Origin of the sequence: Actinomyces sp. zg328 (assembly GCF_009829635.1) — a bacterium.
Taxonomy (GTDB): Bacteria; Actinomycetota; Actinomycetes; order Actinomycetales; family Actinomycetaceae; genus Actinomyces; species Actinomyces marmotae.
The window spans coordinates 118,671-142,287 of record NZ_VWPE01000001.1; the positions used below are offsets into that span (position 1 = coordinate 118,671).

17 protein-coding genes are annotated in these 23,617 nt (G+C 71.6%); 6 read left to right on the top strand and 11 right to left on the bottom strand.

The features are described 5' to 3' along the window. Nucleotides 1–26 precede the first annotated feature (26 nt). Together radA and disA are read left to right on the top strand one after the other, a co-directional pair. Nucleotides 27–1,442, top strand: a complete 1,416-nt coding sequence (gene radA, locus GVV75_RS00535) for a DNA repair protein RadA (protein ID WP_159522197.1) — start codon at nucleotides 27–29, stop codon at nucleotides 1,440–1,442. Nucleotides 1,443–1,629: 187 nt separating this feature from the next. Then, a complete protein-coding gene (gene disA / locus GVV75_RS00540; protein WP_159522195.1) occupies nucleotides 1,630–2,691 on the top strand; it encodes a DNA integrity scanning diadenylate cyclase DisA in 1,062 nt (353 codons plus the stop codon). A 25-nt stretch (nucleotides 2,692–2,716) separates the two neighbouring features. Here the strand turns inward: disA and GVV75_RS00545 are convergent, their stop codons facing one another. The 10 genes from GVV75_RS00545 to GVV75_RS00590 all read right to left on the bottom strand — a co-directional run bounded on the left by GVV75_RS00545 (nucleotide 2,717) and on the right by GVV75_RS00590 (nucleotide 15,487). Then, a complete protein-coding gene (locus GVV75_RS00545) occupies nucleotides 2,717–3,475 on the bottom strand; it encodes a hypothetical protein (RefSeq protein WP_159812999.1) in 759 nt (252 codons plus the stop codon). Between the two features lie 1,706 nt (nucleotides 3,476–5,181). Then, nucleotides 5,182–6,237, bottom strand: coding sequence for an A/G-specific adenine glycosylase (locus GVV75_RS00550; protein ID WP_236266013.1), 1,056 nt, complete (start codon nucleotides 6,235–6,237; stop codon nucleotides 5,182–5,184). A gap of 223 nt (nucleotides 6,238–6,460) precedes the next feature. Continuing rightward, entirely contained in the window at nucleotides 6,461–7,096 is a 636-nt protein-coding gene (locus tag GVV75_RS00555) for an amino-acid N-acetyltransferase (RefSeq protein ID WP_159813001.1), read from the bottom strand. Between the two features lie 23 nt (nucleotides 7,097–7,119). Next, nucleotides 7,120–8,064 carry a sugar-binding transcriptional regulator gene (locus tag GVV75_RS00560; protein ID WP_159813003.1) on the bottom strand — a complete coding sequence of 315 codons (945 nt, stop codon included), beginning with the start codon at nucleotides 8,062–8,064 and terminating at the stop codon, nucleotides 7,120–7,122. A gap of 74 nt (nucleotides 8,065–8,138) precedes the next feature. Continuing rightward, nucleotides 8,139–9,869, bottom strand: a complete 1,731-nt coding sequence (locus tag GVV75_RS00565) for a ribulokinase (RefSeq protein ID WP_236266014.1) — start codon at nucleotides 9,867–9,869, stop codon at nucleotides 8,139–8,141. 83 nt (nucleotides 9,870–9,952) lie between these two features. Continuing rightward, complete coding sequence (locus tag GVV75_RS00570) at nucleotides 9,953–11,341, bottom strand: sn-glycerol-1-phosphate dehydrogenase (RefSeq protein ID WP_159813005.1); 1,389 nt, start codon at nucleotides 11,339–11,341, stop codon at nucleotides 9,953–9,955. A 32-nt stretch (nucleotides 11,342–11,373) separates the two neighbouring features. Continuing rightward, complete coding sequence (locus tag GVV75_RS00575; protein WP_159522185.1) at nucleotides 11,374–12,936, bottom strand: FGGY-family carbohydrate kinase; 1,563 nt, start codon at nucleotides 12,934–12,936, stop codon at nucleotides 11,374–11,376. A 79-nt stretch (nucleotides 12,937–13,015) separates the two neighbouring features. Further along, nucleotides 13,016–13,909 carry an HAD-IIA family hydrolase gene (locus tag GVV75_RS00580; RefSeq protein WP_159813007.1) on the bottom strand — a complete coding sequence of 298 codons (894 nt, stop codon included), beginning with the start codon at nucleotides 13,907–13,909 and terminating at the stop codon, nucleotides 13,016–13,018. A 73-nt stretch (nucleotides 13,910–13,982) separates the two neighbouring features. Next, complete coding sequence (locus tag GVV75_RS00585; RefSeq protein WP_159522181.1) at nucleotides 13,983–14,948, bottom strand: hypothetical protein; 966 nt, start codon at nucleotides 14,946–14,948, stop codon at nucleotides 13,983–13,985. Nucleotides 14,949–15,028: 80 nt separating this feature from the next. Next, nucleotides 15,029–15,487 (bottom strand): ribose-5-phosphate isomerase, encoded by a 459-nt coding sequence (locus GVV75_RS00590; RefSeq protein ID WP_159522179.1) that lies wholly within the window; start codon nucleotides 15,485–15,487, stop codon nucleotides 15,029–15,031. A gap of 351 nt (nucleotides 15,488–15,838) precedes the next feature. On the opposite strand from GVV75_RS00590, the gene tkt reads away from it, so the two are divergent. Further along, nucleotides 15,839–17,923, top strand: a complete 2,085-nt coding sequence (gene tkt, locus GVV75_RS00595) for a transketolase (protein WP_159813009.1) — start codon at nucleotides 15,839–15,841, stop codon at nucleotides 17,921–17,923. Nucleotides 17,924–18,018: 95 nt separating this feature from the next. On the opposite strand, the gene GVV75_RS00600 is transcribed toward tkt, so the two are convergent. After that, entirely contained in the window at nucleotides 18,019–19,128 is a 1,110-nt protein-coding gene (locus tag GVV75_RS00600) for a sugar-binding transcriptional regulator (RefSeq protein WP_201288676.1), read from the bottom strand. Between the two features lie 151 nt (nucleotides 19,129–19,279). Here GVV75_RS00600 and GVV75_RS00605 point away from each other — a divergent pair, with 151 nt between their 5' ends. The 3 genes from GVV75_RS00605 (at nucleotide 19,280) to glpK (ending at nucleotide 23,515) form a co-directional block, all read left to right on the top strand. Then, entirely contained in the window at nucleotides 19,280–21,046 is a 1,767-nt protein-coding gene (locus GVV75_RS00605; RefSeq protein WP_159813011.1) for a glycerol-3-phosphate dehydrogenase/oxidase, read from the top strand. A 98-nt stretch (nucleotides 21,047–21,144) separates the two neighbouring features. After that, a complete protein-coding gene (locus GVV75_RS00610) occupies nucleotides 21,145–21,909 on the top strand; it encodes an MIP/aquaporin family protein (RefSeq protein ID WP_159522173.1) in 765 nt (254 codons plus the stop codon). Nucleotides 21,910–21,988: 79 nt separating this feature from the next. Then, nucleotides 21,989–23,515, top strand: a complete 1,527-nt coding sequence (gene glpK, locus GVV75_RS00615; RefSeq protein WP_159522171.1) for a glycerol kinase GlpK — start codon at nucleotides 21,989–21,991, stop codon at nucleotides 23,513–23,515. The last annotated feature ends 102 nt before the right edge of the window (nucleotides 23,516–23,617 follow it).

Below are 23,617 nucleotides of genomic sequence, written 5' to 3' on the forward strand. Positions count from 1 at the left end.
TCAGAGCCCCTGGATACTCTCGGGGCATGCCGAGCAACACCGCTTCCTCTGTCAAGGCGCCCAAGCCCTCTTACCGCTGCTCCGAGTGCGGTTGGTCGAGCCCCAAGTGGCTGGGCCAGTGCCGGGAGTGCCGCGCCTGGGGGACCCTGGAGGAGGTCGCGGGCGCGCTCGGGGGCTCCGGGGTGACGCGGGCGGTGCCGGCGGCGCGCCCCTCCTCCCCCGCCCGCCCCATCGGGCAGGTCAGCGCGGAAGCGGCCCGGGCCCGCCCCACCGGGGTGGGAGAACTGGACCGGGTGCTCGGCGGCGGGATCGTGCCGGGCGCCGTGGTCCTCCTGGCGGGCGAGCCCGGGGTCGGCAAGTCCACCCTCCTGCTCGACGTCGCCGCCAAGGCGGCCGCCGTCGCCCGGCAGCGCGGCGAGGGGCCCGTCCTCTACGTCACCGGCGAGGAATCCGCCTCCCAGGTGCGCCTGCGCGCCGAGCGCATCGAGGCCATCGATGATGCCTTGCTCCTCGCGGCGGAGACGGAGCTGGGCGCGCTGCTGGGCCATGTGGAGGAGGCCTCCCCCTCGCTGCTCGTCGTCGACTCGGTGCAGACCATCGCCTCGGCCGCCGTCGATGGCTCGGCGGGCGGGGTGACGCAGGTGCGGGCCGTGGCCGGCGCCCTTATCGCGGTGGCCAAGGAGCGGGGGATCCCCGTGCTCCTCGTCGGCCACGTGACGAAGGACGGCGGCATCGCCGGTCCCCGGGTCCTGGAGCACCTGGTGGACGTCGTCACCCAGTTCGAGGGGGACCGCCACGCCCGCCTGCGGCTCCTGCGGGCGGTGAAGAACCGCTACGGGCCCACTGATGAGGTCGGCTGCTTCGACCTCGGCGAGCGCGGCATCGTGGGGCTGGCCGACCCCTCCGGGCTCTTCCTATCGGCCGCCCGATCCGAGGTGCCGGGCACCTGCGCCACCGTCACCCTGGAGGGGCGCCGGCCCATGCCCGTGGAGATCCAGGCACTCGTGGCCGCCACCGGAGCCGGGTCGCCGCGCCGCACCACCTCCGGCGTCGATCACGCGCGGGTCGCCATGGGCCTGGCCGTGCTGGCCGCCCGGCTCAAGGTGGACGCCAGCGGCTCGGATGTCTACGTCTCGACCGTCGGCGGGGCGCGCGCCGTCGAGCCGGCCACGGACCTGGCGGTGGCGATCGCCATCGTCTCCGCGGCCCAGGGCGTGCCCACGCCACCGGGGCTCGTGGCCTTCGGGGAGGTGGGGCTGACCGGGGAGGTGAGGGCCACCGTCGGCATCCAGCGGCGCCTGGCGGAGGCGGCGCGCCTCGGCTTCGACCGCGCACTGGTCCCCCTGGCCGGCTCCCAGGAGCTGCGGGAGGTGCCCGGCATGCGGGTGCTGCCGGTGAGCCATGTGGGCGAGGCCGTCGGCGCGGCGCTCCCCCGCGGCTGAGGCCGGCCCATCCGCGCGGGGCGGGGAAGACGGGCGGCGATGATCCGGGAAGGCAACAACTCGGCGTCGGAACCCGTGGTCTTCAACACCTTGCCGAGGCGGGCCGCCACCCGGCCACTACGATTGCCGAGGATCAGCCACGACAGCGCCACTCACCCATTGAGCGAGCGCCCGACCAGGAGCACTGATGAGTGACACGAGCAGTCTCATGCGTGAGACCCTCTCCCTCGTCGCCCCCGGCACCGAGTTGCGCGACGGCTTGGAGCGCGTCCTGCGCGGCCGCACCGGCGCGATCATCGTCATCGGCTACGACGAGACGGTCGAGGAGATCTCCTCGGGAGGCTTCCAGATCGACGCCGAGCTCTCCGCGGCCCGGCTGCGCGAGTTGTCGAAGATGGACGGCGCCGTCGTCATCGACTCCACCGCCACCCGCATCCGCCGCGCCAACGTCCAGCTCCTGCCCAGCGCCTCGATCGAGACCGCGGAGGCGGGCATGCGGCACCGCACCGCCGAGCGCGTGGCCCGCCAGACCGGCTACCCGGTCATCTCGGTGAGCCAGTCGATGCAGATCATCTCCCTGTACATCGATGGCAAGCGCCGCGTCATCGAGCCCAGCGAGTCGATCCTGGCCCGCGCCAACCAGGCCCTGGCCACCCTCGAGCGCTACACAACGCGCCTGTCCCAGACCACCTCCGGGCTCAACACCCTGGAGATCGAAGACATCGTCTCCGTCCGCGACGTCACCAGCGTCCTGCAACTGCTTGAGATGGTGCGGCGCATCGCCTCGGATATCGAGGGCTACGTCCTCGAGCTCGGCACCGACGGCCGCCTGCTCGACCTGCAACTCGAGGAGCTCACGCGAGGCCTGATGGCCGAGCGGGACTTCCTCCTGGCGGACTACCTGCCCGACAGCCTCGAGGTCGCCACCGTGGACGCGCGACTGAAGTGGGTGGGTTCTCCCGCGCTGCTCGACCTGGCCATGGTGGCCCGCTCCATGGGCCTGGGCGGCCCGGACGGCCAGGAGCTTGACGCCGCCATCTCCCCGCGAGGCCTGCGCCTGCTGTCCAAGATCCCGCGGCTGCCGCTGGTAGCGATCCGCGCCGTCGTCGACCACTGGGGGTCCCTGCAGGGGATCCTCGGGGCGTCGAGCGAGGAGATCGAGGCCGTCGAGGGCATCGGGCCGCGCCGCGCCCGCACCCTGCGCGACGGTCTGAGCCGCCTCGCCGAGGTCTCCCTCAACGAGCGTTGAGGCGAGGCGCTCGCGAGCGGCCGCGTCACTTGACGACGAACACCCTCTCGTCGCCAAGATTGGCGTCGCCCAGGCGCAGTTGGAGCTTGTAGACCCCGGTGGTGGCGACGTCCCCGTCGGACTGGGCGGGGGCCAGGGGCGAGGCCGACGGCGTCGGAGTGGCGGCGGGGTCGGCGCTGACGCTGGGAGCGGCGCCCTGGGAAGCGCTCGGGTCCACGGCGGGATCCTGGGAGGGCGTCGCGCTGGGTGATTCCGAGGCAGTGGTGGTGGGCGTCGCCATGGCCCCGGTGGCGGTCGCCGTCGGGGCGGCGGGGACGCACTTGGACCCACTGCGCCGCCCGTCCCAGGTGATGGTGGCGGAGGCCGAGGCACCGGGCTTGACGAGGAGCAGGCGGCTGCCGGCCGACGGCGAGCAGGTGTCCGATGCCCACACCGGGTTTCCCCCGGAGGTGATCCGGGCGCCCAGCGACTGGCCGCCCAGATCGAGGAGGCAGGCGTCGGCGCCGTTGTTCGTCGCGGTGACCTCGACGCTCATGCCCGCGCCGGGGGCGACTTCCTCGGGGGCTCTGACCGACACGCCAAGGGCGTCCGCTGCGCAGGCCCGCGGGGCGGGGTAGGGGGTGACCGTCCGCTCGGCGGCCTGCTGGCGGTCCTGCTCACGAATCTGGTCCCGGACGGCGTAGGCGGCCTGGACGATGCCCACGACAAGCGCCAGCAGGAGGAGGACGACAGCGCCCAGCAGGCTGAGCCGGCGCAGCCAGTAGCGGGGCTGGGGCGGAGGCACGGGGCGCTGGCCGCGGGCCCCGCGCGGGCCCCGTGGGACTCCCCCGCCATTGACCGCTGCGCGCCCGGCGCCGCCCCGGGGGCTCGCACCGGAGCGCCGCCCGGAGGCCCTGGCCGCGGAGGAGCGGGCCGCGGAGGAGCGGGCCGCGCCCGCCGTTCGCGGGCCCGCCGCTCGCGAGCCCGAGGCTCTTGGGCCGGCGGATCGCGGGCCGGCGGATCGCGAGGAAGAGGCGCGAGGTGAGGAGAGGCCGGGGGCCTTGCGGTCTTGGGAACGGGAGGCGAGGGAGGCGAGTAGCCCCCTCACGGCGCCGATGGCGCCCGCGCGCGGATGTCGCTGGGTGCTCAGGGCGTCGGCCGTGCGGTCCAAGCGCCCTTTGCGCGATCCCTGACCGGGCGACGGAGCGGAGCGGTGGCCCTTGGCGCGCCCTGTGGCAGCGGTCACTCGCTGGGAGGAGGCTGCCCGACGGCGCTTGGGAGCAGAGCCGGACCCGGCGCGCGCGCCCTCTCCGCTCATGGCTGAGCGGGCCTGCTGCCCCGAGGAGGATCCCCGCGACAAGGATGACGAGCCGGGTGCGCGCCCGCTTCCGGCCCCTCGGCCTGAGGAACGCGCCGAGCCCGCGGGGCGCGGTCGGCCGCTCTTCCGGCCCTTGGCAGCGCCACCGCTGCCTCCACCGCCCCCTCCGCGTCCCTGTGCCATGCGGCCGACTGTACCGCCCGAATCCTGCCCCGCCCGAGAGCACCCCGCCCAGTCGGCCGCGTGTCCCGGATCCTGCCCCGCCCGAGAGCACCCCGCCCAGTCGGCCGCGTATCCCGAATCCTGCCCCGCCCGAGAGCACCCCACCCGAGAGCGCCCCGCCCAGTCGGCCGCGTGTCCCGGACCCCTCGCACGCCGACCGGGCGCCCCAAGACTCGCTCCACCGCGCCAGGGTCGGCTGCTCTTGCGCGCTTGTCGGGTCGTGTCCTTCGGCGCGGCGCTCTTCACCCGGCCCGTCACGGGGTGGGCATCGACGGCGTCGTTGGTGGGCGGACGAGCCGGAGCGCCCAGGCCCCTGGATGGGTATCGGCGTCCCGGTCCTCCCCGAGGTGAGTCCCGCGTCTTGAGCAGCACTAGGAACTCTTGAGAAGCACCTGACCGTTTCGGGCAGCGCTGGGACGTTGAAAGCAGCGGTCCCCGCGATGCTCCCAACGTCCCAGCGCCGCCCACGACCGCCCAGCGCAGCTCAAGACCGCCCAGCACCGCCAAAAACCGCCCAGCGCTACTTAATGCCCACAACCGCCCAGCGCGGCCCACAACCGCCCAGCGCAGCTCAAGACCGCCCAGCGCTGCCCAGGTCGCCACCTGCCGCTCCACCCCTGGCCACTCGAACGGCTCGGGCCGTACCCATGACCGCCCAGTTTCGGCATGTTGATCTCACTGGTATCGCGACAAGAACCCGCAGTCGGACCGCTGCGGGGCGCAGGGGGACGAACACGGATCCCCACGATGCCAGCTGAACGCCCCTCACCGCGGAGGCGCGGGAATTGCCACCGCGCAACAGTACGCGTCCCACGCAGCGGGAAAGCCGGGCGGACACAACGACAGCGACTCCCGCGACGACACGCGTCCCACGCAGCGGGAAAGCCGGGCGGACACAACGACAGCGACTCCCGCGACGACACGCGGCCCACGCAGCGGGGAAGGCCGGTTCCTCACCCGCCTCGCCCCGCTCACGGCAGGCGATAGGTGGCGCCGGCGTCGTCGGTAGCGATGAGGCCATCGGCCAGGAGGCCCGCCAGTGCTCGGCTGGGCTGCCCGGCATCGGCGCTCCCCCGCCTGGCCGCGCGCGCGGCGGCGGCGAGCAGCACCTCGGCGACGACGCCTCGCCCCTCGGGCGCCTCCCGCAGGACCGCCATGACCAGGCCCCGCGCCTGGCGGTCCGTGCCCGCCCAGGCCTGAGTCCGACGCCGCCCCGCATGCGCGTCGCCGGGACGCCCCGCGGCGAGCCAGGCGCAGCGCTGGCTCCAGGGGCAGGCCCCGCAATCGGGCTCACGCGCCACGCACACCAGCGCCCCCAGCTCCATGACGGCCACGGACCACTGGGCCGCCGTCGCATCGTCATGAGGCAGGAGGCGCTCGGCGCGATCGCGCTCAGCGCGGCCCAGATGAGGGGCGGGCAGCGCCTCCCCGCCGGCACTGCGGGCCAGGACCCGGCGCACGTTCGTGTCCAGAGCGAGGGCGCGGCGCCCATACGCGAAGGCCATCACGGCTCCGGCCGTGTACTCCCCCACGCCGGGCAGGGCCAGGAGGAGGTCGCGCTGGGCGGGCAGCGCGCCGTCGTGCTCGACGACGACGGCGTCGGCGCATTCCTTCAGGCGCAGCGCCCGGCGGGGGTAGCCCAGGCTGCCCCAGACCCGCAGGACGTCAGCGGTGGGGGCGGCGGCGAGCTCGGCGGGCCCCGGCCAGCGGCGCTGCCACTCCTGCCAGGCCGGGATCACTCGGGCGACGGGGGTCTGCTGGCTCATGACCTCGCTGACGAGAATCGCCCAGGGCGTTGTTCCGGGACGGCGCCAGGGCAGGTCGCGGGCGTGGTGGCGGTACCAGGCGATGATCTCTGAGGCGGCGTCCTCTCCCCCAGTGACCCCGCCAGGGCAGCCGGCGCTGCCGGTGGAGCCGGTGGAGCCAGTGGAGCCAGCGCTATCGGCGCTGCCCATGGGGCTCCCGGCGCCACCTGGGGCCTGAGCGATCCCGCGGCTCAGGGTGCCCGATCCTCTTGCTCCATCCACGCGTGCCTCCTGGGCCCGCATCGTAGCGGCCCAGCGGCCATGACCTGGGCGCCAGGGCCCGGGCGCCAGGGCCCGCGGGACGGGGTTGCCTGGGCACCAGAGCCCGCGCGTCGGGTTCGCCAACGGGACGGTTCGCCAACGCGACGGTTCGCCGGCGCGTCCCCGTGGGACGTTCCACGACCACGCCGCGCGTTGGCGATCGCGGTCAGGGCCTGGCAGCGGATCAGAGTTCCAGGAGCATCCGGGTGTTGCCCAGGGTGTTGGGCTTGGCCCGGGCCAGATCGAGGAACTCGGCGACGCCGTCGTCATGGGAGCGGACGATCTCGGCGAAGGCATCGGTGCCCACGGGCGTCCCCGTGATCTCCTGGAAGCCGTGCCGGCTGAAGAAGCCGACCTCGAAGGTCAGGCAGAACAGGCGCTTGAGGTCCAGGGAGCGCGCCCTGATGATGAGGGCGCGCAGCAGCGCCGAGCCGACGCCGCGCCCCTTGAGGCGGGGGTCTACCGCCAGGGTGCGGACCTCAGCGATGTCATCCCACATGACGTGCAGTGCGCCGCAGCCCACGATCCGCCCCGGCTCGATGCCCGTGGGGCGTGAGGTCCCCGGCACCGGGGGCAGCTCGGCGACGGTGAACTCCTGGATGTCCTCGAAGTAGGTGATGAGGTCCTTGGCGACCAGGATCCGCCTCTCGGCGAAGGGCCGGACGAGCTCGGCGATGGCTCGCGCGTCCGCCGGGCGAGCGGGCCGCAGGATCGGGAGGCTCTCCCACTCAGCCGCCGGGCCGCCCGGCGCAACGCCCGATCCACTGCCTGCAGCGGGCGCCTGAGCGTGGGAAGGCTTGGGCTCTTTCACGGGGGTCACCGATCCACCCTACTCAGTCCCGTTCAGCTCGCCAGGATCGCGGAGGCCGTGGCTGAATCGGTGACGACGGCGGTGGCGAAGCCGGCGGAGAGGGCCACGCGCATCGGCAGCGCCTTGTCCGGCCCGTGGCCCGCCATGATCCGCCGGCCCGGCCCGGCGAGCGCCTCCAGGCCGATGGAGATGACGCGGTCCTCCACCTCGGGGATGACGGGCGCGCCGCGGGAGTCGACGAAGTGGGAGAAGAAGTCGGCCACCGCCCCCTTGGCGCGCAGTCGCTCCATCACCCCCTTCTTGAGGTATCCCGAGCGCACGAGGATGGAATCGTCGCGGATCGCCCCGGGCGAGTAGAGGATGGTGTCGGCGCCAGCGGCGTCGCGCAGCGTGCGGGCGATGCTCGGCTCCTGGCGCAGGCGCTGGGCCAGCTCGACGTCGCGCACGAAGGCCGGGGCGGGCAGGAGGCGCCCGACCCCCTGACCCTTGCGCGCGATGAGGCTGATCGATCGCCCGATGACGTCGTCATCGTCATCGGAGCGGATGAGCCCACCGAAGGCCTGGTAGACCTTGAGCCCGCTCGTCCAGCGTTCGGGCATGGCCTGGGCGACCGCCGCGACGGTGCGCCCCCAGGACACACCGAGGGTCGCCGGGCGTGGGCGCAGCCCGGTGAGGTAGTCGCTCGTCGCGGAGGCGACGATGCGCCGGGAGGTCCGCGCCTCCTCATCGCAAGTGACGACGATGGCGTCGGCGATGCCGAAGGCATCGCGCAGCCGGTTCTCCAAGGGACGGTCGCGGGCGTTCGGATGAACGATCGAGATGGTGATCATCCCGCAGTCCCGGGCCTCCTCCAGCAGGCGCCCGACGGTCCATCGCGAGCACATGAGGCGGTCGGCGATGGCCGCCTGCGTGAGGCGCTCGTAGTAGTAGAGTTCGGCGGCCCGCAGCATGAGGGCTTCGCGCTCTGAGTCAGTCATCATCATCCTCCCCAGGCTCCGGGCGCTGCGCGGCCCCGGTCCCGCCGGGCGCCGCGCAGCGCCATGCGCGTCGCTCAGTGCCGGCCGGCCTCGCCCGGCGCGGGCTCGTTGGCCCGGCGCCGCAGGGCGTCGGCCCGCAGCGCCTTGAGGGCGTGCATCGTCTCGTCCCCGCGCCCGAAGAGCCCATGGAGATGGCGGTAGATCTCGTAGAGGCGATCGTATTGAACCGCCGCGCTCTCGTTGGGCTCGTAGATCCTCTCGGAGACGCCGCCCATCGCGGTCGCCGCGGCGGGAAGGTCCGGGTGGGCGCCGGCGGCGACGGCCGCGAAGATCGAGGAGCCGTGGGCCCCGGCCTGGATGGTGGAGGCGGTCAGCAGGCGTCTCCTGGTGATGTCGGCGTACATCTGCATGAGGAACCCGTCCTTGATGAGGCCGCCGGCAACGCGCACCTCGGTGACGGGCACGCCGTGGGACTCGAAGTTCTCGATGATGACGCGGGCGCCGAAGGCGGTGGACTCCAGGAGCGCGCGGTACTGGTCCTCGGGGCGGGTCACGAGCGTCTGGCCGATCATGAGGCCGGTGAGCTGGGAGTCGACCAGTGGGGACCGGTTGCCGTTCCACCAGTCGAGGGCCACCAGGCCGTGCTCGCCGATCTCCTGCTCGGCGGCCAGGCGGGCCAGGAGCGCGAAGATCGAGACGCCCTCGGACTCGGCCTGGATGAAGTACGAGCGCGGCACGTTGTTCTCGATGAACCAGGCGAAGGAGTCCCCCACCGCGCTCTGACCGGCCTCGTAGCCCCATGTGCCCTCGGAGATGCCGCCGTCGACGACGCCGAAGACGCCCGGCACCTCCACGCACTCCTCGGCGGGCAGGACCCAGCAGGTCGAGGTGCCGAGGATCCCGGTGAGCTGACCGGGGCGAACCGCGTTGACCGAGGCGGCGTGGACATGGGCGTCGATGTTGCCCGCGGCCACGGGGGTGCCCTCGCGCAGTCCGAAGGCCTGTGCGTACTCCGCCCTCAGGCCCCCCACGGCCGTTCCGAGCGGGGCGATCGGGTGGCTCATGCGCGTGGCGTAGACGTCGGCGAAATCGGGGTTGAGGGCGCCGAGGAACTCCTCGGAGGGGTAGACGCCGTCCTGGAGCATGCGCTTGTAGCCGGAATCGGAGGCCGAGTAGGCCAAGGTTCCGGTCAGGCGCCATGTGAGCCAGTCGAGCATGTCGACGATCTCTGCCGTGGCGGCGTAGAGGTCAGGGGCCTTCTCGAGGGTCTCCAGCGCCTTGGGCAGGAGCATCTCGGCGGACAGGATGCCGCCGTAACGGGGCAGCCAGGCCTCGCCGCGCTTCTTGGCGAGATCGACGATGCGGTCGGCCTGGCCCTGCGCCCCGTGGTGCTTCCACAGCTTGACGTAGGCGTGGGGGTTGTTGGCGAATTCGGGCTTGTCGCACATGGGCATGCCGTCGGAATCGGTGACGACGACGGTGGCGGAGGTGACGTCGAGCCCCACCCCGATGATGTCGGCGCTACTCACCCTGGAGGCGCGCACGGCGGCGGCGCTGGCGGCACACATGGACTCCAGGTAGTCGCCGGGCACCTGGAGGGCGAACTCCGGGGGCAGCTCGTGGTTGTCACCGGCGGTTAAGCGCCGGTCCATGATCGGGGTGGCGTACTCGCTCACGGCATCGGCGAGGATCTCGCCGTCGGATACGCGGGTGACGACGGCGCGCACGGACAGCGTGCCGAAGTCGAGGCCCAGGGTGCAGGCCCCGTTCCTGGAGGGCGCTCCTGTGATTGTCATGGTGCTCATCGCTTCTTCGCATTCAAGGTCACGGTGGGTGGTCGGTCAGGGGCCCAGCAGGCCCCCGCGTGCTGCCGGGTCTCGACCGGCGGTCAGCCCCGCTCCTCATGGGGGTGGCGCCCCCAGTAGCCCTGGGGGGAGAAGAGGGCGTCGACGACGTCGTCGAGCAGCCCGAGGTCGGTCAGGGCATCAAGGATGGTGTAGCGGGGCCGGATCATCTGGGCCTTGGCGTGGGTCGCCCGGAAGCGCCCCATGTCGATCCCGATCATCTCGGGATGGTAGGGCGCGCCCACGGCCTTGAGGCGGTCGGCCACCTCCTGTGGGCTCATGAGCAGGGGGCGGACCCGCTCGACCACGCGCGGCCAGGCCCTTTTGATGGCGGTGATGCGCTCACGCAGGGCGTCACCGGTGAGGTTCTTGCCGACGGCGTGCCCCACCGCCTCCTGCGCGATGCGCGGGATGAGGGCCCGGCGCACGGCGGCCTCGATCTCCTCATCGGCGCGGGCCCGCGCGACGACCTCGTCGGCGTCGATCGCTTCCACGAAACCGGGTCCGCGGCTCAGGATCTCCTCCCACATGGCGCAGGAGGCGATGGTGCCGATGCCGACCTTCATGCCGTGGGACAGCGGCGGCTCCCAGTCCAGGCCGTGCCCCTCCATCTCCCACACGTGGGAGAACTGGTGCCCCGCCCCGGAGGCGGGTCGGGAGGACTGGGCGGCCTGCATGGCCAGCCCGGACATGATGTTGCCCTCGGCCAGGCCCCTGATGGCCCCGGGGTCTCCCGCTCCGATGCGCCCGGGATCGGCCAGGGCGTCGCGCAGCGGGCCCTGGACCAGGTCCCACACGTCGTCGTCGATGGGCTCGATGCCGAGTTCGTCGGCGAGCACCCAGTCGGCCCCGGCGGGGATCTTCTCGATGAGGTCGCCGTAGCCGGTGGCGGTCAGTCGCCTGGGGGCGGCGGCGATGACGCCGAGGTCCGCCACGAGGCCCGCGGGGGCCGGGCAGCCGCGGGTGATCTTGAAGCCGTCCTTGGAGATCGAGGCCCCGAAGGAGGCGTAGCCGTCCACGGAGGCGGCGGTGCACACGTTCATGTAGGGGCGGGAGAGCTCCCCGGAGGCGAGCTTGGCGATGTCGTTGAGCGTGCCCGCGGCGATGGAGCACACGATGGCGTCCTCGAAGGGCCTGATGCGCTCGCGCAGGATCTCGACGTTCTCATAGCCGGCGTAGAGCGTCGGGGCGCCTGGGAAGATGCAGGGCTCGATGGCCTCGACCCCGGCGGCCGCCAGGGAGTCCACCACGGGCCGGCCCGCCGCGGCGAAGGTGTTCTCGTCGGCGACGACGATGGCCCGCTTGCCGGGGAACAGATCGGCGAAGAGGGGGCCCGTGGCGCCCAGGGCGTCGTCGCCGAAGGCGATGCGCCTGGTATCGGTCGCGGTGGCAAGGGCCCGGGTGATGAGGTCGGTGTTCGAGAACTGTGTCATGGATCGTGCTTCCTTCCTGGGATTCAGGCGCGTCAGACGAGGTGGTCGACCATCCCGTGGGAGAGATCCCGCAGGCGCGGGTAGGTCTCCATGTACTTGCGGAGGTAGAACCGGTACTCCTCGTGGACGTCTGGGCGCGGCTCGATGCGGTCGGTCTCGCGCACCATGTTTCGGACGGCGTCCTGGATGGAGGGGTACTGCCCGGCGCCGACGGCCGCGAGCACGCACGAGCCCAGGACGACGGCGTCGCCCACCTCGGTGAGGGTGACGGGAACACCGGTGACATCGGCGTGCATCTGCATCCAGTCACGGGACTTGGTGGCGCCGCCGCAGGCGACGAGCTCGGTGGTGGCGAAGCCGGCGTCCTTGAACGCCCGCAGCACGTGGGCGGTTCCGTAGCAGACGGCCTCCTGGATGGCCCGGTAGAACTCCTCGGGCGTGGTGCCCAGGGTGAGTCCCCATACGATGCCGCGCGCCTTGGAGTCGGTGTACGGGGTGCGGTTGCCCTGGAAGTACTCGTTGATGATGAGGCCGTTGGAGCCGACCGGCACATGGGCGCTGCGCTCGTCGAGGATCTTGTAGGGGTTGTAGCCCAGGCGCTCCGCGGCGGAGGCGACGTCGGCGGCGAAGTTGTCCTTGAACCACTTGAGCACAGAGCCCGAGGAGACCAGGCCGCCCTCACAGGTGTACTGGCCGGGCAGGACGCCGTCGGTGTAGCCGCCGAAGAAGCCGCTGCCGTGCAGGGGCTTGGGCGACTGGCCGGTGATGACATGGGAGGAGCCGGTGATGATGGCGGTCTTGCCGGGCTCGACGACGCCCAGGCCGATCTGCCCCGCCCAGGCGTCGGCGCAGCCCTGGGCGACCGGCGTCCCGGGCAGTAGGCCGAGGTCGCTGGCGGCGGCGGTGGTCAGCCCGCCGACGGGCATGCCGAGGTCGAGGATGCGCTCGGGGATTTTGTCGAAGACGTCGCCGCAGCCGATGTGCTCGTAGAACTCGACCGGCCAGCCGCCCTTGTCGCGGTTGTAGTACATGCGCAGGGCCGCGGAGTTGATGTTGAGGGTCCACTCGCCGGTGAGCTTGTGGGTGAGCCACTCGGGGGCGTCGACGAGCCGGTGGGCGGCCCTGTAGACCTCGGGCTCGTTCTCCTTGAGCCAGGCGGCCTTGAAGGGGTACCACTCGGCGGTCGCCCCCATGGTGCCGCCGCCGTTGTACAGGCGGGCCCAGTGGTCGATCGTCTCGGCGCGGGCGGCCTGCTCGGAGGCTCGCACATCCATCCACATGATCGCCGGGCGCAACTCCCGGCCGTTGGCGTCCACGGCGACGACGGTCATCGTCGTAGCGTCATAGGAGATGCCGGCGATGTGGCGGCCGGGGATGCCCGTCTCGTTGAGGACCCGGTAGACGGCGGCCCTGAGGGCGTCCCACCAGTCTCCGGGGCTTTGCTCGGCCCGGCCCGGGCGGGGGTGGGCGGTGGGGTAGGGGGCGGCGGCGAAGGCGATCGGGTGACCGGAGAGGTCGAAGATCGCCGCGCGGCAGGACTCCGTTCCGAAATCGATGCCGAGCAGGTAGGGGCCTTCGTATCCAGGACTGACCATCGTTGGTCTCCTTTCCTCGTGTCGTCTCTTCGTGTCGTGGCGCCGGTGCCGTCGCGTGATCGGCGTCGGACGGGCTTGGTCAGGGGACGGGGTCGGCGTCCTCGCTCCAGCCGAGCTCCTCCCACGCGGCGGCGGGGATGAGCCGGTCGATGCGGTCCAGGACGTAGGTGGGGCGGTCGGCGCTGTCGAGGGCCAGGGCCTCGGCGAGGGTGGACTCACCCGTGAGCGGCATCGCGGAGCGCATGCCGGTGCGCGCCGCCATCTGGATATCCGTGCTGAGCCGGTCGCCGACCATCACGCACCGCTCGGGCCTGACGTCGAGGTCGCCGATGGCGGCCTGGAGCATCGAGGCGTTGGGCTTGCCGATGACGGTGCGGCAGGTGGTGCCGGTACAGGCCTCGATCGCGGCGATGACGGCGGCGCAGTCGGGCTGGCCGCGCCCACCGGGGAAGGGGCAGAAGCGGTCGGGGTTGGTGGCGATGAGGAAGGCCCGCTTGTGGAACCAGATGGCGTCGAAGGCGATCTGGAGCTTGCGGTAATCGAAGGCGCGGTCGTAGGAGGCGATGACGATGTCGATCTCCTCGGGGTCCTCGCTCTGCGCGATGCCGGCCCGGGCCAGCGCGCGCTTGAGCGGATCCTCGGCGATGGCGAAGACGGTGGCATCGGGGTGGTGGGACGTCAGCCAGCGCACGGTGGTGACCACCGTGTTGGCGATCTCGCCCACCGGGGTCGGCAGGCCGAGGCGGGCGAGCTTGTCGGCGTACTGGTCGGGGTCCTTGGTGGGGTTGTTGGACAGGAAGCGCACGGGGATGGCCCGGCGGCGCAACTCGGTGATGAGGCGCTTGGCTCCCGGCAGGAGCTCATCGCCGAGGTAGATGGTGCCGTCCATGTCGAAGACGTAGGCGTCGTAGAGCTCGGTGGGCCAGTCGTGGGCGGTGCTGGGGGCGGTGTTGGGTGGACGCGTGTCGCTCATGAGTGCTTCCAGGGGTCATGGGGGCGTTTCGGGCAGGGGCTCCCCGGGAACGCCCCGGTCGGAGGCGGAGGAGTCAGACGGCGAGCAGGGTCAGGTGGATGAGGGTGGTCATGATCCAGATCACCCCGGCCGGCGGGTCGATGTGCGTGTCGCCGTGGTAGTAGGTGAGGCGCGCGATGACGAACTCGGCGACGAAGCCCGACAGGACGCCGAAGACGGTGCCGATGGCCAGGGCCGCCCATCCATTGCCGGTGGCGAGCCAGAACTGCGCGCCGGCCAGACCCGCGATGATGGTGATGTGGTGGGTGACATTGACCCTCTGCCCTGCCACCAGCAGGAAGATGCAAAGAGCTGAGATGGCGAAGGGCAGGGTGTGGGCATTGCCCACTACTGCGGCCGCCGCATCCTCGGGCAGGTGCGCCCGGGCGTAGGAGGCCAGCACGATCGCGCCGCCGGAGGCCATGACGGCGGCCCCCAGGGCGACGGTGCCGAGCTGCCCCGGCGTCTCCTGGTGATCGAGCCAGCGGTGCGAGCCCTGTGGCCGGGTCGGGGCGTGGAGGACGCCGGTGGAGCCGAAGATGAGGCGGGAGGCGCAGCCGGACAGGAACACCGTCAGGGCCACGGAGTCGGTGTGGCTTCCGAACCAGGGGATGAGCGCGATGAGGCGCTGCACGATCAAACCTGCCACCCCGAATCCCGCGGCCACCCACAGGACCGAGGGATCCTTGAGGCTGCCCAGCGGCGTATCGATATCCCGCCCAGTGGCGAGCAGCTTCTTCTTCGCCGAGTAGGCGGATCCGGCGGCAGCTCCCGCGAAGGCGATATGCGGCCCGAAGACGGGCCCGAAGGCGACATAGTCGAAGAAGAAGGTGCTGCCCGTCGAAGCGGCGATCCCAAAACCGGTCAGGATCATAACGCCGGTGAATCCGAAAGCGTTGTTCGCTCCGACGATGGCGCCGATAATGCCTCCGACGCAGGCCGCTAGGAGCCAGAACAAATCCAGGTTCTCCAGTAGGGGAAATGTTGTATCAGGTGTCATTCTTCATCCTTGAGGTGCTGCGGTGGTCGGGGAGCGCCTCACCCGGGCGCGCAGGGGGTTGGCTAGGGGCGGGGCGGGGATCAGACGCCGGACTCGTAGGACTCCAGGGCGGCCACCTTGCGGGCCGACGGCGAGGAGGGGTCGAAGACGTGGCCGAGCCACTCGCTCACGAGCCTTCGGGCGAGCTCGATGCCGATGACGCGCTGGCCGAGGGTCAGGACCTGGGCGTTATTGGACTTGATGAGGCGCTCCACCGAGAAAGAGTCATGGGCGACGCAGGCGCGGATACCAGGGACCTTGTTGGCGCTGATCGCCATCCCCATTCCGGTGCCGCAGAGCAGGAGGCCGCGATCGGCGTCGCCATCAGAGATCATCCGGGCGGCTTTCACGGCGACGTGGGGGTAATCAATGCTCTCCCCTTCCGACACGCCGGCGTCGATCACCTTATCGACGCGCGGATCACCATTGAGATCCCTCGCCAGCGCCTCCTTGTAATCAATGGCGGCGTCATCACAGGCAACGACGATTCTGTATCCCATATGCGGCCTCCTCGCTCGCCCGCACCATTCCGCCTGGAGCCTCTCAAGCCCCGGGGAGAGACGGATGATGCGGTGGTTGATACGCGCTTCTCATATTCCTGAATTGCGGCGAATTCGACAATCGGTTGCACACATGAGCAGTTTCCGCCGAGCCCCTGCCGCCGCGCCGGAGCCGGTGGTATCGCACCGCACCCAGAGCGCTCAGCGCCCTGGCGCCCCCGGCACCCCCGCCGGGGGCGCGCACATATGAGCGGCGCGGCGCTGGCTCCCGGCGCCTCGGCGTGCTTCGTTAGTGTGTGAATCAACAACCGCACCAGCCCAGCCCAGGGACCGCCGTCCTAGGAGGAACGCATGACCGCACCCGCACTGTTGACCGACCTCGACCTCAAGGCCATCGCCGCGTCCAAGGCGCTGGCGGCCGACGCCGTCGAGAAGGCCGGATCCGGGCACCCCGGCACCCCCATCTCCCTGGCCGGCGTCGCCTACCTGCTCTATCAGAAGGAGATGGCCGGCGATCCCGCCGACCCGGCCTGGCTGGGCCGCGACCGCTTCGTGCTGTCCATCGGGCACGCCTCACTGCTCCAGTACATCCAGCTCGCCCTGGCCGGCTACGGCCTGGAGATCAGCGACATCGCCGCCCTGCGCTCATGGGGCTCCCTCACCCCGGGCCACCCCGAGTTCGGGCACACCGCCGGCATCGAGACCACCACCGGGCCGCTGGGCGCGGGAATCGCCAACGCCGTGGGCATGGCCATGGCCGCGCGCAGGGAGCACGGCCTCTTCGACGCCTCCACCCCCGCCGGCGAGTCCGTCTTCGACCACTACGTCTACACAATCGTGGGCGACGGGTGCCTCCAGGAGGGCGTGGCCTCCGAGGCCGCCTCCCTGGCGGGCACCCAGCAGCTGGGCAACCTCATCGCCATCTACGACGACAACGACATCTCCATCGAGGGCGACACCGACATCGCCTTCACCGAGGACCCCTCCGCCCGCTTCGCCGCCTACGGCTGGCAGGTGCTCGACGTCGACTGGAAGGCCGGCGGCCAGTACCGCGAGGACTACGACGCGCTGCACGCCGCCCTCGTCCAGGCGCGAGCCGAGACCGCCCGGCCCACGCTCATCCGCCTGCACACGATCATCGCCTGGCCCTCACCCACCAAGCAGGGCGATGAGTCCTCGCACGGCGCCAAGCTCGGCGCCGAGGAGGTCGCCGGCCTCAAGCGGGCCCTCGGGCTCGACCCGGAGGCCGACTTCCAGATGCCGTCCGAGGTTCTGGAGCACACCCGCGCCCAGGCCGCTAAGCGCGCCGCCGCCCTGCGCGCCGACTGGGACGCCCGCTTCGCCGCCTGGCAGGCCGCCGCCCCCGAGGGCTCCGCGCTTCTGGAGCGCCTGCGCGCTGGTCGGCTCCCCGAGGGGCTGGACGCCGCCCTGCCCCGCTGGGAGCCCGGCGACGCCGTGGCCACTCGATCCGCCTCCGGCAAGACCCTGAGCGCCCTCGCCCCCGTGGTGCCCGAGCTGTGGGGCGGCTCGGCGGACCTGGCGGGGTCGAACAACACGACGATGGCCGGCGAGCCCTCCTTCCTGCCGCCCTCCCTGGCGGTGGGCCAGGGCGACGGCCCCTACGGGCGCACCATCCACTTCGGGGTCCGCGAGCACGCGATGGGCTCGATCCTCAATGGCATCGCCCTGGATGGCCTGACCCGCCCCTACGGCGGCACCTTCATGGTGTTCTCCGACTACATGCGCCCGGCCGTGCGCCTGGCGGCGCTCATGGGCATCGGCTCGGTGTTCGTCTGGACCCACGACTCCATCGGCGTGGGTGAGGACGGCCCCACCCACCAGCCCATCGAGCACCTGGCGGCCCTCCGCGCCATCCCGGGCTTCGCCGTCGTGCGGCCCGCGGACGCCAACGAGACCGCGGCCGCCTGGGCGGAGATCCTGCGCCGCCGCCGCGAGCCGGTCGGCGTGGTCCTGTCGCGCCAGAACCTCACCGTGAGCGCCACCCCCGAGGCTGCCGCCGAGGGCGTGCGCCGGGGCGCCTATGTCCTGGCCGACGCCGTCGACGCCTCCGGGGCGCCGGCCGATCCCGCCGTCGTCATCATCGCCACCGGCTCCGAGTTGGGCGTGGCCATGGACGCGCGCGAGCGCCTGGGCGCCGCGGGCACCCCGGCCCGCGTGGTCTCCGCGCCGTGCCTGGAGTGGTTCGCCGAGCAGGACGAGGCCTACCGCGCCTCCGTGCTGCCCGCCGGTGCCGTGCGGGTCTCCGTGGAGGCCGGAATCGCGATGGGCTGGCGCGAGATCGTGGGCGACTCGGGGGCGATCGTGTCCCTCGACCACTACGGCGCCTCAGCGCCCGGACCGCGCCTGTTCGAGGAGTACGGCTTCACCGGCGAGCATGTCGCCGAGGCGGCCGCCCAAGCCCTCGCCCGCGCCTGACGCCACCCCGGCGAGACCGGTCGAAAATAGGAGCGAAACCGGTTCGTGAACCGGTTTCGCTCCTATTTTCGACCGGTCTCGCATATTGGGGGAGGCTATGGGGCGGAGGCTAGATCGAGGACGGCGCGCGCGGTGGCGTCGTCAACAACCAGATCCGTGGCCACCCGCGCCCGAAGCGCCGCCAGCAGGGCGGGGGCCTTCGCCCTCCCCGCCACCACGCACAGGCGCCTGGGGATGCGCGCGAGTTGGGCCGGAGTGGGGCCCGTGGCCCGCGCGTTGAGGGCAATATCGCTCCAGGACCCGTCGGCGCGCAGCAGCACGGTGCACACATCGCCCACCACCCGCTCCCGGCGCAGCGCCACGCGGTCGGCGCGGCTGACATGCCCGCCCTCGTAGACCTGCGAGGGCAGGACGCCCTGAACCACTGACCCGACGCCGAAGACCGCCAGGTCGGCGCTGCGCGCCAGCGCCAGTACCCGGCGCACGGAGCGCTCGGACCACATCGCCTCGCGCGTGGCCACATGATCGAAGAAGGCGGGGACGGGGAAGGCCACCACGCGCGCGCCCAGCGCGTGGCCCACCCGCGAGAGCACCTCGCCGGCGCTGGGCCCCACCTCCATCGGATCCGTGGCGCCGTTGAGCTGGACCACGGTCACCCCCGGAACCTGCCGCGCTGGCAGGGCCACGCTCACCTCGGACATGGTGGTCCCCCAGGCGATACCGACGACGACGCCCCGGCCACCCGCCCTCGCCGCCCCCTCGGCGCCCCCCATCTCGGCGTCATCGGCACCGGACCCCACCGGTGCCCCCGGCGCCTCAGCGGCGCGCCGCTCGGCCAACTCGGCGACGAGCTCGACCATCCGGGCAGCCGCGACACCCGCGACCTGCTGGAGCCGATGGATCTCGGTGGTTCCCTCGCGCACAGGCACGATCTGGGCGCGCACGCCGAAGAGGGTGGCGAGCCGCCCCTCGATGGAGCCGGCGCCCCCCGGCTGGGTGAGTTCGATGCGCACGATGCCCGTCGCCCTGGCGCGGTCCAGGAGCCGGGAGACGGTCGAGCGAGACACCCCCAGGTGGTGGGCGATCACCTCCATGGTCTCGCCCTGCACGTAGTACATCGACGCCGCCTCATAGGCCCGCAGCAGGGTGGAACTCTCGCCGGAAATGTTGGAATTCCGGGAAGAATCGTGGCTCCGAGTGCTCATGTTCCTCCGCTTCACGCTCCGGCTCTGCACGTTCGTGCAGCGCGCTTGCTCATCCTCTCACAAGCCTCGACGATGTGTCACAGGGAACAATCGCCGCCCTGACAGCCGCGCCAGAGACGCAGCCGCTCACCGTCGAGACCGAGGAGCCACCATGCCAAGCCCAGCACCCGCGCCACTGCGATCCACAGCCCTCAACCGGGAGCAGCGCGTCGAGGCGCTCGCCGCCCTGTCCGCGAACGGCCCCACCGACGAGCCCCTCGACGTCCTGGTCATCGGCGGGGGCGTCACTGGCGCCGGGATCGCCGTCGACGCCGTCTCCCGCGGCCTTCGCACCGGCATCGTCGAGATGGGCGACTGGGCCTCCGGCACGTCGTCGTGGTCCTCCAAGCTCATCCACGGAGGCCTGCGCTACCTCTACCAGGCGAACTTCGCCCTCGTTCACGAGGCCCTCACCGAGCGCGGCCGCCTCCTGACCACCACCGCTCCCCACCTCGTCAAGGCCCAGCCCTTCCTGTGGCCGCTCAAGCACCACTACGAGCGCACCTACTCCGCCGTCGGCGTGGGCATGTACGACGCCCTGGCCGTCGCCGGCGCCCGCGGGCACAAGACCGTGCCCGTCCAGAAGCACCTGGGCAAGAAGGGCACCGCCGCGCTCGCCCCCGCGCTGGACACCAGCCACCTGGCCGGCGCCATCCGCTTCTACGACGCCCGCGTGGACGACTCGCGCCTGGTCATCGACCTCGTGCGCACCGCTGTCGGCCTGGGCGCCCACGCCGCCAACCGCACCCGCGTCACCGGCTTCCTCAAGGACGACGAGGGCCGCGTCCTCGGCGTGTCCGCCACGGACCTCGCCTCCGGCGAGGAGATCGAGATCCGCGCGACCCGCACCATCAACGCCACCGGCGTGTGGACCGAGGAGGTCCAGGACATGGCCACCACCGAGGGCGGCCTCAAGGTCCTGGCGTCCAAGGGCATCCACATCGTCGTGCCCAAGACCGCGATCGACGCCGAGACCGGCATCTTCCTGCGCACCGAGAAGTCCGTGCTCTTCATCATCCCGTGGCCCGAGTACTGGGTTATCGGCACCACGGACACCCCCTGGACCGAGGACATCGCCAAGCCCGTGGCCACCAGCGCGGATATCGACTACGTCCTCGAGCACGCCAACTCCGTGCTCACCCGCCCGATTCACCGCGAGGACATCATCGGCGTCTACGCGGGCCTGCGCCCGCTGCTCCAGCCCCGTCTCAAGCCGGGCGCCAAGGCGGCCTCCACGAAGGTCTCCCGCGAGCACACCGTCACCCGCGTGGCCCCCGGCCTGACCGCCATCGCCGGCGGCAAGCTGACCACCTACCGCGTCATGGGCGTCGACGCCGTCGACCACGCCCTGGGCGAGGCCCTCGCCCACGCACACCCCAGCCGCACCGAGAACCTGCCGCTCGTGGGCGCCCAGGGCTACGAGGAGTTGGCCGGCCGCGCCGCCCAGCTCGCGGCGGAGCGCGACTGGACGCTGGCGCGCATCACCCACCTCCTGGACCGCTACGGCGACGAGACCGCCGACATCCTGGAGCTCATCGACGCCGACGCCGCGGCCGAGGACTCCCAGCGCCTGGGCGAGCCCCTGAACGGCGCGCCCACCTACCTGCGGGCCGAGGTCGCCTGGGCCGTCACCCACGAGGGCGCCGAGCACCTCGAGGATGTCCTGCTGCACCGCGTGCGCCTGGACGTCTCCCACCGCGACCGCGGCCTGTCGGTGGCCGAGGAGATCCTGGGGATCATGGCGCCACTCCTCCGTTGGTCTGACAAGGACGCCGCGAGCGAGCTAGCCTCGTATGCCGAGAGGGTGAAGCAGATCGCCGACGCCGAGGCCGAGACAACCGACGCCGACGCGGTCGCCAAGCTCACCCGATCGATCTGATTAGAGCGTGCGCCCGCTCGGGCGAGTGGGCGCACGTGCCTCTCCCCCGTCCCTGGTAACCCCCATGGCACGTTGACGTGCAGAAAGTGATTCTTCATATGAGCCTTGCTCAGATCTTCTTCTCGGAGTTCCTCGGAACTGCGATCCTCCTCCTGCTCGGTGGAGGCGTCGTCGCGACGAACCTGCTGCCCAAGTCCAAGGGCAAGGACAGCGGGTGGCTCCTCATCAACTGGGGGTGGGGCCTGGCGGTGTTCGCCGGCGTCTACGTCGCCTACAGCACCGGCGGCCACCTCAACCCCGCGGTGACGATCGCCAAGGTCGTCGCCCACATGTTCGACTCCAGCGTCACGCTCAACGGCCCGGAGCTGGGCGCCGGCGGCATCGCCGTGAGCGCCACGAACGTGCTCATCTACATCGTCGCCCAGTTCCTGGGCGCCTTCGCCGGCGCCGTCCTGTGCTGGCTGACCTTCAAGCAGCACTTCGACGAGGACTGCGACCCGGCCCTCAAGCTCGGCGTCTTCTCCACCGGCCCTGAGATCCGCTCCTACGGCTGGAACACCCTGACCGAGGCCATCGGCACCGCCGTCCTGATCATCTGGGTCCTCGTGTCCGGTCACACGCAGAGCGCCATCGGCCCCCTCGGCGTGGCCCTCATCATCGTGGGCATCGGCAACTCGCTCGGCGGCCCGACCGGGTACGCCATCAACCCCGCCCGTGACCTCGCCCCGCGCGTCGCGCACGCCATCCTGCCCATCAAGGGCAAGGGCGGATCCGACTGGGGCTACTCGTGGGTCCCGGTGGTCGGCCCGATCCTGGGCGCCATCGTCGCCACGGTGATCGTCTTCGCCTCCGGCCTCGCCTGACCCGCATCGGGGCGGCCCCGGTATCCGCCCGGGGCCGCCCCGCTACCCGCCCCCTCACAAAGAAGTGAAAGGAAACCCCATGACCGAGAAGAAGTACGTCCTCGCCATCGATCAGGGCACGACGTCCTCGCGCGCCATCCTGTTCAATCACTCCGGTGAGATCGTCTCCGTCGGCCAGAAGGAGTTCACGCAGATCTTCCCCAACCCCGGCTGGGTCGAGCACGACCCCGTGGAGATCTGGGAGTCCGTGCGCTCCGTCGTCGCCGACGCGCTGCAGAAGGCGGAGACCAACCGCCACGAGGTCGCCGCCGTTGGCATCACGAATCAGCGCGAGACCACGATCGTGTGGGACAAGAACACGGGCAAGCCCGTGTACAACGCCCTCGTGTGGCAGGACGTGCGCACGGGGGACATCGTCCGGGAGATCGCCGACGGCGACCCGCTGGGCACCGAGCGCTACCGCCAGATCACCGGTGAGAACGTCTCCACCTACCCCTCGGCCACGAAGATCAAGTGGATCCTCGACAACGTCGAGGGGGCCCGCGAGCGCGCGGAGGCCGGCGACCTGCTCTTCGGCACCCCGGACACGTGGGTCCTGTGGAACCTCACCGGAGGGATCAATGGCGGCGTCCACGCCACCGACGTCACCAACGCCTCCCGCACCCTCCTCATGGACGTGCGCACCCTGACCTGGCGCGAGGACATCTGCGCCGACTTCGGCATCCCGATGTCCATGCTTCCCGAGATCAAGTCCTCCTCCGAGATCTATGGGTACGGCCGCAAGAACGGCCTGCTGGTGGACACCCCGATCTCCGGGATCCTCGGCGATCAGCAGGCGGCGACCTTCGGGCAGGCCTGCTTCGAGAAGGGCATGGCCAAGAACACCTACGGCACCGGCTGCTTCACGCTCATGAACACCGGCACCGAGCCCGTCTTCTCCTCCAACGGCCTGCTGACCACCGTGCTGTACAAGCTCGGCGACGAGGCCCCGGTCTACGCCCTGGAGGGCTCGATCGCGGTGGCCGGCTCCCTGGTGCAGTGGCTGCGCGACAACCTCGGCATGATCGCCACGTCCTCCGAGATCGGCGAGCTCGCCGCGAGCGTGGAGGACAACGGCGGGGTGTACTTCGTCCCGGCCTTCTCCGGCCTGTTCGCCCCTTACTGGCGCGACGAGGCCCGCGGCGCGATCGTGGGCCTGACCCGCTACGTGACCAAGGGACACATCGCCCGCGCGGTCGAGGAGTCGACGGCGTTCCAGTCCGCCGAGGTGCTCGACGCCATGAACGCTGACGCGGGCGTGCCGCTCAAGGAGCTCAAGGTCGACGGTGGCATGACCCACGACGACCTCCTCATGCAGTTCCAGGCGGACATCTCGGGCTGCGACGTCGTGCGCCCCTCGGTGGTGGAGACGACGGCGCTGGGCGCGGCCTACGCCGCCGGCCTCGCGGTGGGCTTCTGGGCCTCCACCGATGACGTCATCGCCAACTGGCAGGAGGGCAAGCGCTGGACGCCGTCGATGGACGCCTCCGAGCGCGACCGCGCCTACCGCCTGTGGAAGAAGGCCGTGACCCGGACCTTCGACTGGGTGGACGAGGACGTCAAGTAACCGCCACCCCTGACCGGCCGGCCCTGCTGCTCCCGCTGGTCTCCTGAGGCCCCTGGCGCCCGCGCCGGGGGCCTCGGCGCGTCCTCACCCCCGAGATACCGT